Annotated in this window: 14 protein-coding genes; 4 read left to right on the top strand and 10 right to left on the bottom strand. The window is 62.8% G+C overall.

The window, feature by feature from the left end; translation table 11 throughout:
* The 3 genes from DBY63_RS14035 to DBY63_RS14045 are packed head-to-tail and all read right to left on the bottom strand — an operon-like array spanning nt 1 to nt 2,682.
* Nucleotides 1-795, bottom strand: coding sequence for an ABC transporter permease (locus DBY63_RS14035; protein WP_027598975.1), 795 nt, complete (start codon nt 793-795; stop codon nt 1-3).
* 4 nt (nt 796-799) lie between these two features.
* Complete coding sequence (locus tag DBY63_RS14040; protein ID WP_108582344.1) at nt 800-1,666, bottom strand: ABC transporter permease; 867 nt, start codon at nt 1,664-1,666, stop codon at nt 800-802.
* A complete protein-coding gene (locus DBY63_RS14045; RefSeq protein ID WP_027601612.1) occupies nt 1,663-2,682 on the bottom strand; it encodes an ABC transporter ATP-binding protein in 1,020 nt (339 codons plus the stop codon). The genes DBY63_RS14040 and DBY63_RS14045 overlap by 4 nt, the downstream gene beginning before the upstream one ends.
* Nucleotides 2,683-2,920: 238 nt before the next feature.
* On the opposite strand from DBY63_RS14045, the gene DBY63_RS14050 reads away from it, so the two are divergent.
* On the top strand, nt 2,921-3,751 hold the full coding sequence (locus DBY63_RS14050; RefSeq protein ID WP_108582345.1) for an IclR family transcriptional regulator: 831 nt from the start codon (nt 2,921-2,923) through the stop codon (nt 3,749-3,751).
* Here the strand turns inward: DBY63_RS14050 and DBY63_RS14055 are convergent.
* Nucleotides 3,748-4,215 (bottom strand): RNA methyltransferase, encoded by a 468-nt coding sequence (locus DBY63_RS14055; RefSeq protein WP_007160503.1) that lies wholly within the window; start codon nt 4,213-4,215, stop codon nt 3,748-3,750. The genes DBY63_RS14050 and DBY63_RS14055 overlap by 4 nt on opposite strands.
* A gap of 97 nt (nt 4,216-4,312) precedes the next feature.
* Here DBY63_RS14055 and DBY63_RS14060 point away from each other — a divergent pair, with 97 nt between their 5' ends.
* Entirely contained in the window at nt 4,313-5,056 is a 744-nt protein-coding gene (locus DBY63_RS14060) for a class I SAM-dependent methyltransferase (RefSeq protein ID WP_108582346.1), read from the top strand.
* Here the strand turns inward: DBY63_RS14060 and DBY63_RS14065 are convergent.
* Nucleotides 5,053-5,811, bottom strand: a complete 759-nt coding sequence (locus DBY63_RS14065) for an SDR family oxidoreductase (protein WP_042138050.1) — start codon at nt 5,809-5,811, stop codon at nt 5,053-5,055. The genes DBY63_RS14060 and DBY63_RS14065 overlap by 4 nt on opposite strands.
* A gap of 176 nt (nt 5,812-5,987) precedes the next feature.
* On the opposite strand from DBY63_RS14065, the gene DBY63_RS14070 reads away from it, so the two are divergent.
* The gene (locus tag DBY63_RS14070) at nt 5,988-6,863 is read left to right on the top strand and encodes a LysR family transcriptional regulator (RefSeq protein WP_108582347.1); all 876 of its coding nucleotides are present in this window, start codon (nt 5,988-5,990) and stop codon (nt 6,861-6,863) included.
* Between the two features lie 56 nt (nt 6,864-6,919).
* Here the strand turns inward: DBY63_RS14070 and DBY63_RS14075 are convergent, their stop codons facing one another.
* From DBY63_RS14075 to DBY63_RS14090, 4 genes are all read right to left on the bottom strand, one after another.
* On the bottom strand, nt 6,920-7,450 hold the full coding sequence (locus DBY63_RS14075) for a transposase (RefSeq protein WP_108582348.1): 531 nt from the start codon (nt 7,448-7,450) through the stop codon (nt 6,920-6,922).
* Nucleotides 7,451-7,784: 334 nt separating this feature from the next.
* Nucleotides 7,785-8,240: a GNAT family N-acetyltransferase gene (locus DBY63_RS14080; RefSeq protein ID WP_108582349.1), complete on the bottom strand. Its 456-nt coding sequence runs from the start codon at nt 8,238-8,240 to the stop codon at nt 7,785-7,787.
* A gap of 48 nt (nt 8,241-8,288) precedes the next feature.
* Entirely contained in the window at nt 8,289-9,422 is a 1,134-nt protein-coding gene (locus DBY63_RS14085) for a GGDEF domain-containing protein (protein ID WP_108582350.1), read from the bottom strand.
* 191 nt (nt 9,423-9,613) lie between these two features.
* Nucleotides 9,614-10,459 carry a hypothetical protein gene (locus DBY63_RS14090; protein WP_146750256.1) on the bottom strand — a complete coding sequence of 282 codons (846 nt, stop codon included), beginning with the start codon at nt 10,457-10,459 and terminating at the stop codon, nt 9,614-9,616.
* Nucleotides 10,460-11,017: 558 nt separating this feature from the next.
* Between DBY63_RS14090 and DBY63_RS24770 the strand changes: the two genes are divergently transcribed.
* On the top strand, nt 11,018-11,929 hold the full coding sequence (locus DBY63_RS24770) for a GIY-YIG nuclease family protein (RefSeq protein ID WP_146750257.1): 912 nt from the start codon (nt 11,018-11,020) through the stop codon (nt 11,927-11,929).
* Between the two features lie 52 nt (nt 11,930-11,981).
* On the opposite strand, the gene DBY63_RS14095 is transcribed toward DBY63_RS24770, so the two are convergent.
* Nucleotides 11,982-13,136, bottom strand: coding sequence for a ribonucleotide-diphosphate reductase subunit beta (locus DBY63_RS14095; RefSeq protein WP_256594398.1), 1,155 nt, complete (start codon nt 13,134-13,136; stop codon nt 11,982-11,984).
* Nucleotides 13,137-13,207: the final 71 nt, after the last annotated feature.

Below are 13,207 nucleotides of genomic sequence, written 5' to 3' on the forward strand. Positions count from 1 at the left end.
TCATTGTTTGCCCACCAGCACGCGATCCAGGCCATAGATGCGGTCGAGCAGGATCATGGTGGCCGCGGTGAGGGCGATCACCAGGGCCGACACCGCCGCCATCATCGGGTCGATGGATTCGGTGGCGTAGACGTACATCCGCACCGGCAGGGTCTGGGTCGCCGGGGAGGTGACGAAGATCGACAGGGTCACCTCGTCGAAACTGTTGATGAAGGCCAGCAGCCAGCCGCCGGCCACGCCTGGCAGGATCATCGGCAGGGTGATGCGGCAGAACAGCGTGGTGCGACTGGCGCCCAGGCTCTCGGCGGCCTGCTCGGCGCTACGGTCAATGCCGATGGCGGCGGCGATCACCAGGCGCAGCACATAGGGGGTGATCACCACCACGTGGGCCAGCACCAGCCAGCTGAAGCTGCCGTTCACCCCCAGCAGGGCGAACAGCCGCAGCATGGCCACGCCCAGCACCAGGTGGGGGATGATGATCGGCGAGAGGAACAGGCCGTTGAGAAAGCCCTGGCCGGGAAAGCGGTAGCGGGTGATAGCCAGCCCCGCCGGCACCGCGATGAGCGTCGCCAGGGTGGCCGATAGCGCCGCCAGCTGCAGGCTGTTGTAGAAGGCGGTTAGGAAGTCCGCTCGCTCGAAGACGGCGGCGAACCAGCGCAGCGAGAAGCCGGCGGTGGGCAGGCTGAGGGTGTTCTCCGGGGTGAAGGCCACCAGGCAGACCACCACCAGCGGCGCCAGCATGAAGACCATCACCAGGGTATGGAAGGCGAGCCCAAGCGGGCCGTTGCGGGTCATGAGGTCAGACTCCCAGGGCACGTTTGTAGCGGCGTTCCACCAGGCGATTCCAGCCCAGCATCACCAGCAGGTTGAGCAGCAGCAGGGCCACCGCCAGGGTGGCGCCCATCGGCCAGTTGAGTTCGGCCAGGTACTGGTCGTAGATCAAGGTGGCGACCATCTTCAGCCGGCGTCCTCCTAGCAGGCCGGGGATGGCGAAGGAGCTGGCGGCCAGGCCGAAGACGATCAGCGTTCCGGAGAGCACCCCGGGCATCACCTGGGGCAGCACGATGCGACGCAGCACCGTCAGGTGACTGGCGCCCAGGGACAGCGCGGCCTGTTCGGCGGCAGGGTCGAGTTTCTGCAGCGAGGTCCACACCGGGATGATCATGAAGGGCAGCATCACGTGGACCAGGCCGACGACTACCGCGAAGGGGGTGTAGAGCAGCTTCAGCGGGCGGCCGCCCAGGGCCACGATGGCCTGGTTGACCAGGCCGTCGGCGCCCAGCAGCAGACTCCAGCCAAAGGCGCGCACCACCACCGAGATCAGCAGCGGCGTCAGCACCAGGATCAGGAAGATCGAGCGCCAGGGCGCGCCCATGCGACTGAGGACGATGGCCTCCGGCACCCCGATCAGCACGCAGAGCAGGGTGACCAGGGCGCTGATCCAGAAGGTGCGCAGGAAGATCTCGTAGAAATAGGGATCGCCCAGCAGGCTCAGGTAGTGCGCCAGGGTGTAGCTGCCTTCCTTGACCCCGGTTTCGTAGTCGAAGACGTTGAAGGACAGCGCCAGGGTCAGCGCCAGGGGCGCCAGCAGCAGTCCGGCAAACAGCACCAGGGCCGGGGCGCTGAGCAGATAGGCGCGGCCGGTGCCGCGCAGCAGGGTGCTCATGCGGCGGCCTCCGCGGCTTCCAGGCGGCGCAGCAGACCGTCGTCCCAGTGCAGGCCGACGCGCTGGCCCTCGTCCAGCGGCGGCAGTCCGTCGTTGCTGCGCAGCACCGACACCTCGCCCAGCGCCGTCTCCAGGCGATACAGCCACTGGCTGCCAAGGAAGAAGCGGGTCAGCACCCGCCCTTGCAGGCGACCCTCGCCGGCGGGGCGCAGCTCGATCTTTTCCGGCCGCAGCGAGATCGCCAGAGCGCCACCGGCGGCGATCTGCGGCCGGCCCTGGGCATCCAGGCTGCCCGGCAATAGGTTGGCCTTGCCGACGAAGTCGGAGATGAATCTGTTGCGCGGATGCTCGTAGAGCCGATAGGGCGCATCCACCTGGGTGATGCGCCCGGCCTCCATCACCACCACCCGGTCGCTGATCGACAGCGCCTCGGACTGGTCGTGGGTCACCATCAGGGTGGTGATGCCCACCTCGCGCTGGATGCGGCGGATCTCGAACTGCATCTCTTCGCGCAGATGGGCGTCCAGGTTGGACAGCGGTTCGTCCAGCAGCAGCACCGGCGGGGCTATCACCAGCGCCCGCGCCAGGGCCACCCGCTGGCGCTGGCCACCGGAGAGTTCGCGCGGATAGCGCTCGGCGTGCTGGCCCAGGTGCACCAGGCCCAGGGCTTCCTCGACGCGGCGGGCGAGTTCGGCGCCCGCCACCTTGCGCATGCGCAGGCCGAAGGCGACGTTGTCGCGCACCGTCATGTGCGGAAACAGCGCATAGCTCTGGAAGACCACCCCGAGGCCGCGACTGGCCGGCTTGGCGTGGGTGATGTCCTGGCCGTCGAGCAGGATGCGCCCGCTGCTGACCTCGACGAAGCCGGCGATCATCTGCAGGGTGGTGGTCTTGCCGCAGCCGGAGGGGCCGAGCAGGGAGACGAATTCGCCGCGCTCGATGGCCAGGGTCGAGCCCGCCACCGCATAGCTGTCGCCGTAGCGCTTGCTGAGATTGTCGAGAGTCAGGAAAGCCATGGCCGCAATGCTCCTCCGGTCGCGCCCACGGGGACGGTGGGCAAGGTTTTGGCAGGGCGAAAGACAGCCTGGATCTGGACGTTGGCGCTCGCTCGAATGGCGGCGTCCGGTGATTGTGAGTATCGCCCTATGGACCTGAAGGTAAGGGCGACCTAGGATGCAGGACAAGCAGGTTTTTCACTGAATGAACTCTTTTTTCGGATTTATTCATTCAGTGAAATATTTTGGAGTAGTGCCGATGGAAGATTCCATTGAAAGAAAGGCAGCGGCAGCTGAGCCAGGCGTCGGCGCCATTAGCCGGGTATTTGCCGTAGTGCGCGCCCTGGGCGAGGGGGATCCCGAAGGGGAAAAGGTCACCCGCCTGGCCGAGCGCGTGGGCCTGTCGCAACCCACCACCCACCGGCTGCTGCGCGGCCTGGTGGAAGAGGGCCTGGTCGAGCAGTGCGCCCGCAGCAAGAGATACCGCCTGAGCCTGGACTTCTTCGCCCTGGCGGCCCGCGCCGGCCAGGTCGGCAACCTGCGCGACCTGGCGCGGCCGAGTCTGCTGCGGCTGTCGGCGTCCCTGGGCGATTCGCTGTTCCTGCTGGCGCGCAGCGGCTTTGACGCCATGTGCCTGGATCGCAGCGAAGGGCCCTATCCGATTCGCACCTTCACCGGCGACATCGGCGGTCGCGTGCCCCTGGGCGGCGGCCAGGGCGCCCTGGCGATCCTGGCCTTCCTGCCCGAGGAAGAACGCGAAGAGGTGATCCGCTACAACCTGCCGCGACTGCGCGACGCCCATCACTACGACGAGGTGCTGCTGCGCGCCGAGATCGACAACGTCCGCCAGCAGGGCTACGCCGCGCGCAACACCGGGGTGCTGGCCGGCATGGCGGGCCTCGCCGTGCCCATCCTCGACCGCAACGGCCGGGCAGTGGCGGCCCTGAGCGTGGGCACCCTCAGCGAACGCCTCAACGCCCAGCGCCTGCCCACGGTGATCGAACTGCTCCGCCGCGAAGCCGGGGTGATCGCCGCGCGCATCAACCCCTTCGATCCGGTCTTGCGCCGGCCGACCCAGGGGTTTGGTTAAAAAAGCGGACCGGAGCGGGTGTTATTGCCCTTCGCCAGGCGGTCATAGAGCACCACGTTGACCGTGGCCGCCAAATTCATGCAGCCCTGGGTAGGGATGTACACCACGTCCTCACACCAGTCGCGCAACTCCTGGCTCAGAGAGCCGTCCTCGGCGCCGAACAGGTAGAGGGCGCGATCGGGATGGGTGTACTCGGGCAACGGCCGGGCGCCGTCCACCAACTCCACCGCCACCGGCACGCAACCCAGCGGCAGGATGCGGCGCAGGTCGTCGATGTTGATCAGCGGGATGTCCTGGTGGACCTTCTTGGTGTCGGTGACGAAATCCTTGGCGCGGTCGTAGCGGGTGCCGGTATAGAACACCGAGGCCACCCCGTAGCAGCCCGCCGCCCTCATGATGGACCCGACGTTGGACGGCGACTTGGGGTTGCTCAGGCCGATGCAGGCGTATCTCTTGTTGCTCACGTCAAGGGACTCTCGGGAAAACCGCCAGTATAAGGCGTCCATCATCGCGAAAACCGACTAAGATGCGCGCCCGCATCTTCAGCCCCGAGGCCCTGCGATGTCCGCCACCGCCCTCTACACCGACCTGTCGGCCTACTACGACCTGCTCTGCGCCGACATCGACTACCAGGCGCAGAGCCAGGCGGTGCTGCGCCTGCAGCGGCTGTTCGGCAACGGCGGCAGCCGTCACCTGGATCTCGCCTGCGGCACCGGTCCCCATGTGGGGCATTTTCTCGATGCCGGCTTCCAGAGCAGCGGCCTGGACCTCAATCCGCCGATGCTGGCTCAGGCCGCGCTGCGTTGCCCCGAGGCCCGGTTCTCCTGCCAGGACATGTGCGCCTTCGAGCTGGAGCAGCCGGTCGATCTGATCACCTGCTTTCTCTACTCCCTGCACTACAGCGGCAGCCTCGCACGGCTCCAGGCGTGCCTGGCGCGGGTCCAGGCGGCCCTGACCCCGGGCGGCCTGTTCTGCTTCAACGCCGTCGACAAGCGCCGCATCGACAATGGCTCCAGCGTCGGCCACAGCGTCGCGCGGGCCGACGGCCACTTCAGCTTCGCCTCCGCCTGGCACTACCCGGGCGAGGGCGAGCACCAGCAACTCCGTCTGCGCATCGAACGCCGTCACGCCGGCCAGCAGCAGACCTGGCAGGACGAACACCCCATGGTGGCGGTGGACTTCCCCGAACTGCTGGCCCTGCTGGAGCCATACTTCGAGGTCCAGGTGCTGGAGCACGACTATCAGCGCATCGAACCCTGGGCCGGCGAGGCGGGCAATGCGCTGTTCGTCTGCGTCAGGCGCTAGTGGGCATGGGCATGCATCCCGCCATCCACCGCGATCACATCACCCGTGAGGTAGCGCGCCAGCGGTGAGGCGAGAAAGGCCACCACCTGACCCACGTCTTCCGGCTCGCCGAAATAGCCGATGGGAATGTGCCGGGCGATAAAGGCCTGGCGCGCTTCGGGCGTCGGGTGCAGCCGCTGCAGGATCTGCTCGGAATTGATCCGCCCCGGGGCGATGGTGTTGACCGTGATGCCCTCGGCCGCCAGCTGACTCGCCAGCCCCTTGGACCAGAACTGGATCGCCGCCTTGGCCGCCCCGGCGCCGTTCACGTCCCGCGGCTCCATGCTGCCGCTGAAATTGACGATGCGTCCCCAGCGTCTTTCGCGCATTCCACCCAGCAGCGCCTGGGTCAGGCGGCGGGTGGCGGTGAAGTTGAGATTCCAGGCTTCGTCCCAGGCCGCATCGTCCGCCGTTATCGAAAGCGGTCGTGTACCGCCGGCGTTATTGATCAGGATATCCACCCGGCCCAGCCCGTCCTCGGCTTCCCGCGCCAGGCGCTGGACGTCTTCGGCGTCGGTGATATCCGCTGCGATCACCAGCGGCCGGGCATGACCCGCCGCCACGATCTCCTCGGCCAGGGCCTCCAGGGCGTCCCGCCGCCGCGCGGTGATCGCCAGTCGAACGCCTTCGGCCGCCAGGACGCGGGCGATGCCCGTGCCTATGCCCATGCTCGCGCCGGTCACCAGGGCGGTACGGTCGTGCAGTTGCAGATCCATGATCGATTCTCCATTTCAGGGTCGTAGGGTGGAAAACGGCGCAGCCTTTTCCACGGGTTTGGCTGAGTGCAGCGAAGCCCAACACTTCGCCACCTCACCCAAGCCACTAGCCTCAACCACCACCCAGATGAGATAAACACCCTCCCGGTGCGAGGATTCCTTAGCAGGAGTGTGGAATGGATCTGCTCGACAGCATGCAGGTGTTCGTCGCCGTGGTGGAGCGCGGCAGCCTGGCCGCAGCGGCCCAGGCCCAGGGCATCTCGCCGACCATGGCCGGCAATCACCTGCGCAGCCTGGAAAAGCGCCTGGGCCTGCAACTGCTGGTGCGCACCACCCGGCGCCAGCGCCTGACCGCCTTTGGCGAGGGCTACTACGCCCGCTGCCGCGAGATTCTCGCCCTGGTCGCCGACACCGACCGCCAGGCCGAAACCCAGCGCCTGGCACCCGCCGGCATCCTGCGCGTGTCGGCGCCGGTGTCCTTCGGCACCTACGGCCTCACGCCACGGCTGGGCGACTATCTGGCGCGGCATCCCCAGGTCACCCTCGATCTGGTGCTGAGCGACCGGGTCCAGGACTTGGTGGAGGAGGGTATCGACGTCGCCATCCGCATCGGCGAACTGGCCGATTCCTCCCTGGTGGCGCGACCCCTGGCGCCCTATGTGATGTGGTGCTGCGCCGCGCCCGGCTATCTCGCCCAACGCGGCACGCCCGAGCGACTGGCCGATCTGGAGGCCCACGACTGCCTCGGCATGGACCCTCGCGCCCTGAGCCAATGGCGCGCCCAGACCGGCACCCCCTTCGGCCCGCTGCCTCCCGGCCGCCTGCACCTCAGCAACGGCCCCGCCCTGCGCCTCGCCGCCCTGCAAGGCCTCGGTGTCATCCTGCAACCGGCCTTCCTGCTGCAGGACGACGTCGCCGCCGGCAATCTGGTCCGCCTCTTCCAGGGCCAGGAACTCACCCGCCCCCTGACCGCGCTCTATCCCCAGACGAGATGGCGCTCGGTGACGGTGAGGAGCTTCGTGGAATTCCTGTTAACGGAATTCACCCCGTAGCGTGGAAGCGGTGGTTGCCTTTTCCACTGATGTCGCCAAATCGTGACCCCGCGTGGCTATTCCCCCCAACGCCCTGTCTCCGCCATAAAGTCTCCACCCCAATCTTGCGGATAGAGCCCCATCCGCACCGCTCGATGAAAACTCGAATAGGGCCAGTCCTCTACCGCGCCGACATGGCCATGCTTGACCGGATTGAAGTGGATGTACTCCACATGACGCTGGTAATCCTGCTCGTCTCTTATCAGGTGCTCCCAGTACCGCCGCTGCCATATCCCGCGTTCACCCCGGGCTCTTTGCGTCGCGGTACGCCCTTCACCTACTGGCAGGCGTTTCGAGAAACCGAACTTGATCACCTTCCAGCGCAAGGCGAAATTCGCATCGCCCTCCGGCAGGCTCCAGATGCAATGCAGATGATCGGGTAGGGTGACCCAGGCATCGATATGAAAGGGATGGCGCAACTGCGTTGCCCGCACTGTCTCGCGGAGCAGATCAATATGGCGTGTCAGCAGATCGCTACGCCGATCCGTCAGGACAACGGTGAAAAAATAGGAAGCCCCCGGAACACGGGCACGACGAAATCGAGACATGGCAGCTCTTCCTTGAGCAGAGACAGAAACGATAGCTCACCCGTAGCGTGGAAAACGGCGCAGCCTTTTCCACTGACGCCACCAGCGCACGGCCCCAAAGCTCCCGCGTGGACAAGCTTCGCGTTGTCCACCCTACAAAACCCGTAGCGTGGAAAACGGCGCAGCCTTTTCCACTGACGCCTCCAGCGCACAGCACCAGAGCTCCCGCGTGGGCAAGCTTCGCGTTCTCCGCCCTACAAAACCCGTAGCGTGGAAAACGGCGCAGCCTTTTCCACTCACGCCACCAACGCACAACCCCAGAGCTCCCGCGTGGACAAGCTTCGCGTTGTCCACCCTACGCCTCCAGCCGCTTCTCCATAAACACACTCAACGGATCCTCCCGATACGCCCCAAAAGGACCACGCCGCTGGTAACCCGCGGACTGATAAAGCCTCAAGGCCTCCGGCTGATAGGGCCCCGTCTCCAGTCGTGCCAGCTCACACCCGCGGCCTATCGCTTCACGCTCCAGCTCCGCCAGCAGGCGACCACCGAGCCCCTGCCCGCGACCCCTGGGGCTCACATACATCCGCTTGATCTCGCCATAGTCGTCCTGCAGCACCATGGCCCCACAGCCCAGGGCAGTGCCGCTGTCATCCCGGGCGACCAGGAACAGCACGTTCGGCTGCATGAGCGATGTCAGATCCAGGGCATGACGACTCTCGGGCGGATAGAGGCCGTCCTGATAGGCATCCAGTTCGGCGATCATTGCGACCACCTCGGGTTGGTCGGGGGATTCGAGGGCGATGGGCATGTCGGCTCCGGTCAGGCGATCGCCCAAGCCTAAGCCATTAGCGCGGCTTCATCCCAGGCTCATCCGCAATCCATCCCGCCCGCCGCGCTTGGCGGCGTAGAGGGCACCGTCCCCGCGTTCCAGCAGGGCCGCCAGACTTTCCGGTGGCTGTTCGAACAGCACGGCGCCGATGCTCAGGGTGACGGGCTCGGGCGTCCGCAAGCGCTGCGCCGCCAGTTGGTTGAAGCGCTGCCGTAGGGTGTCTGCCAAACGCACGACATCCGCATCGGCCGCCTCACCCAGCAGGACCACGAATTCATCACCCCCCAGCCGGGCGGCCAGCGCCTGGCGGGGCAGGGTGGTGCGCAGCAGGTCGCTCAGGGCGATCAGCAGGCCGTCACCGGCCGCATGGCCATGGAGGTCGTTCACCAGCTTGAAGTTGTCCAGATCGATCAGTAGCAGGGCACCGGGTCGAGCCGGTGTCGCCTGGCCGAACAGTCGCGGCGCCTCGGCTTCCAGCGCGCGGCGGTTATGCAGGCCGGTCAGGGGATCGCTGCCGGCCAGGCGCTCGATATGCTGCTCGCGGCGATAGCGCACCGTGCCGGTCATCGACAGGGCGATCAGCATCACTGCCATCACCCCCTCCACCAGGGAGATCTGGATGATGGCGCCGCGATAGACCGCCAGATCGATCAGGGTACCGGGGGTGAGCGGCGGAATCATCTTGATCAGGTAGAAGAGGCCATGGATCAGCAGCACCGCACGCAGCTGCCGTTCCCCGGCATTGCGCCGGCGCAGCAGCAGACTCGCCCGTATCGCCAGGACGCCAATCAGCAGCGACTGCACCACCAGCATCACCTTGGACCACCAGGCCTCGTTGGGCAGCAGCAACAACCCCAGCCAGAGGGCGACGATGGCCCACCAGCCCAGACTCAGCCGCCGCCCGGTGAAGCGCGCCACGCCGAGCAGAAAGAGGCCATGCACGAAGATCAGTAGCCCATTGGCGAACCAGATACCCACCAGCAGCAGCCCCTGGCTACGCAACAGCGCCAGGGTGCTACCTACGCAAATCAGGGCGAAACCCGTGCTCCAGTACAGCAGCGCCGACTCGCGCACCGACCGCCACTCGATGGCCAGATAGCCCGCCGCGGCAGCCGCCAGGGCGATGGTGAGGGTCAGCATGGTGGGGGCATCGAGTGCCATGGGCGAATCGGACCTGTCTGGATACGAGAAGGGCGCTCCCTGCCTGGGACGAGCGCCCGCCAAAGCGGAGCCGCACCGCAGTCTTATCGACACGGCAGGCGCGGGCTTGAGGCAGAGGATTGCGCGCCATGATGACGGGCAGATAACGCTAATTCAAACCTGACCTTTGGCGGGGGCAGTTGGCCCACCCGTTACTGGGGTTTCACCAACGTTCGAATCGCCGTGGCCGGCAACCGCGCCGTGCTGCCATCCGCCAGCCGCAGCACGAAGGCCTCGCCCAGCGACCAGACCACCTGTACCTCCTTGAGCACGCACTGGTCATCGGTGGGCAGCACCCGGGCCTGCTCCTGGGCGCAATAGGAGGTATCGAGCACGATCGCCTTGGCCTGGTAATTACCTAGGCCCAGCGTCCTGACCATGGTCTCGGGCAGGGTGGTCAGCACCCCGCTATAGCCGGCCAGAAAGAGCGCGAAGAACAGCGAAAACATCATCGCCGCCTTCCACCCTGCGATGAACAGCATGGACGTTATGGTCGTGACGAAGGCAATGATGAAGGGGGCGATGGCCAAAGCACCCCACTTGAACAGCGGCTGCCAATCGCTCACCAGCGGATAGGCCTGCGCCAGCATCCAGAAGATGAACAGGCCGACGACCATTGTCGGCAGGTAAGCCTCCCAGACGAACTTCAGGAAACTGAAACGGCGCAAGTCGAACAGCCCTTGAATGGCCATGCCCGCCAGTAGCGTGATGGCAACGGGCGCAAGAAAAGCGACGTTGAGGAACAGTTCAGGATCGACTAGGAGAATGGCCGCATCGCTGAACCCCGCCAGCAGATAGGGCACGAAGAACACCAGCGTCATCAACAGCATGATCTCGCGTAAGCGCCCCTCGCCGCGATAGGGCAGGGCGTAGGTGATGTCTTCCTTGATCGCCGCCGTGTTGATGAAGCGGTAATAGACCCAGGCACCTGGCAGAAAGAGTGCGGCAACGAAGGCGCCAATGGTCAGGAAGCCCAGGCAGGCAGCGGCCAGCAGCAACGACGAAAACTGGAAGAGATCGAAGCTCGGATAGAAGTGATTACGGGCGAAATAGGCCAGGAACATCCCGAAGCCGAGAGTCGGTAGCAATACCTCAGCTGATAGCGAGTCGTGGCCAGTTGGGCAGTCTTAGGACGTTTAAGAATGAAGTTCAAGATATCATCGTTGGGTGCTGTTTGATGGGGGTTTAAATGTATAGCCATCCTGGAATGGCAATATATCATATTGCTGTTTATAGGGTATTTATAGGGTAAATATAACGCAAGCTTTTTGTTGTAAAGGGTGCGTGACTGAGGTTAATCGGTTAATAGGTTGATAGGTTAATCGGTTAAGGGGTTTGGGTTCGTGTTATTATTAAAGGAATTGCTGTTGCTATTTGCGTATTTGAATGGTTTGCATTATTAATTAAGGTTAAAATTTAGTGGTAGATTGGTGGTGCCACTTGATGTCGAATATTAAGCTTTTCACAGCGCTCAAGTTGGTTATGACTTATATCGCCAACTTGAAAATAAATATTTTACTTGGAGAGATGTTGTGAGGTGGATATATTTGGGTGGCATGAAACGAGCGATGAATCATAATTTTGGAGGTGTCTATTTATTGGTGCATGAAGGTTTTTTGAATAGGGTGGTGTATGTTGGGGTTTCTGAATTTATTGGAAGGCGGATTTTTCAGCATTACCAGGGTTTTCTCAGAGGAAATAGATCTGCTTGGAAAGTAACGGATTCAGAAGATTTATATTTTCTAATGAGTTCAGTTGGTATAAAAAATTATATTAAGTATTTTAGGGGTTTGGCTTTGCAGGGGAAAGTCTGGGCATCAACAACATTGGATCTTGTCTCTCCAAAAAACTTGCTTATGCCAAAGCAGGATTTTGAATTAAGTTGGAGAGAGTATGTTGAGGATAAATATGTTCCTAGGTTGGGGGTTTGGGCTTTAAACGTTTCTCCATTTGATAGGCGGCGCTCTGTTCTGATAGAAAGTGCGATTCAGCAAAGGTTAGTCAGCGGCTTCTGGTTAGGTCGTTTTTTTAATCATAAAGATTATTCTGTTCTTGGAAAGATCGAGCGTAACTCCAAGATGGTTCGTATAAAGGAAAATATTGGTAATATTCCTGAGCTGGATGATGCAAGCAAGGTTTTTTTATCGAGCCTTTCAGATTCTAATTTGCCTGAGCTAGGCGTGAAATTGGCAAGAGCTCAGCTCTCTCCAATAATTAGAATTCGTGACAATCAAAGAAAAATAAGATTGGCCGCTATCACGGCGGTAAAAGAACGCTATCCGCGACATGGATGGGAGTGGGGGTTAGTTGACGAAGAGAAGTTGAGAGTGATGTTGGTCGACTTTGAAATGAGCGTCGCTGAAATCGCTAAAGAACTTGGTAGGAAGCCCGGTAGTGTAAGAAAGCGAATAGATAGAAATGATAAATTCACTGCTGGTAGGTGGAGGCAAGATATAAAAAACTTATAGCTTTATATATCTTTTGAGTAAAAAAAGCCCCGCATAGCGGGGCTTGATTAGCTTAGTCCCAGCTCAACGCCCCACCCGTCTGATACTCGATCACCCGCGTCTCGAAGAAGTTCTTCTCCTTCTTGAGGTCCATGATCTCGCTCATCCAGGGGAAGGGGTTGGTGGCGCCCGGGTATTCTTCCTTGAGGCCGATCTGGGTCAGGCGGCGGTTGGCGATGAACTTGAGGTAGTCCTCCATCATCGCCGCGTTCATGCCCAGCACGCCGCGGGGCATGGTGTCGCGGGCGTATTCGATCTCCAGCTGAGTGCCCTGGAGGATCATCTGGGTGGCTTCGTCCTTCATCTGGGCATCCCACAGCTGCGGGTTCTCGATCTTGATCTGGTTGATCATGTCGATGCCGAAGTTCAGGTGCATGGACTCGTCACGCAGGATGTACTGGAACTGCTCGGCGGTGCCGGTCATCTTGTTGCGGCGACCCATGGAGAGGATCTGGGTGAAGCCGCAGTAGAAGAAGATGCCTTCCAGCACGCAGTAGTAGGCGATCAAGTTCTTGAGGAACTGGCGATCGGTCTCCGGGGTGCCGGTCTTGAACTCGGGGTCGGAGATGGAACGGGTGTACTTCAGGCCCCAGCTCGCCTTTTTCGCGACGCTCGGGATCTCGTGGTACATGTTGAAGATCTCGCCTTCATCCATGCCCAGCGACTCGATGCAGTACTGGTAGGCGTGGGTGTGGATCGCCTCTTCGAAGGCCTGGCGCAGGATGTACTGGCGGCATTCGGGGTTGGTGATCAGGCGGTAGACGGCCAGCACCAGGTTGTTGGCGACCAGGGAGTCGGCGGTGGAGAAGAAGCCGAGGTTGCGCTTGACGATGCGGCGCTCGTCCTCGGTGAGGCCGTCCGCGCTCTTCCAGGTCGCGATGTCGGCGTTCATGTTCACTTCCTGGGGCATCCAGTGGTTGGCGCAACCATCCAGATACTTCTGCCAGGCCCAGTCGTACTTGAAGGGCACGAGCTGGTTGAGGTCGGCGCGGGCGTTGATCATCTGCTTGTCGCCGACGTGCACGCGGGCGGAGGAGCCTTCCAGGTCGTCCAGGCCTTCCTGGATGTCCAGCTCGTTCAGTGCGGCCTTGGCACGGGCCACGGCGTCGGAGTCGTCGGCGGACAAGGCGCGGGCGTCATGGACCAGGGCGTCGCCTTCGGAATCCAGGCGCTCGGTCTGGGCGGGCGCCTGCTGGCCGGCGGCCTGCGCGGGCTTGGCGGTGGCGGTGTCGTCGTCTT

This window comes from Pseudomonas sp. RIT411, from assembly GCF_003057735.2.
Taxonomy (GTDB): Bacteria; Pseudomonadota; Gammaproteobacteria; order Pseudomonadales; family Pseudomonadaceae; genus Chryseomonas; species Chryseomonas oryzihabitans.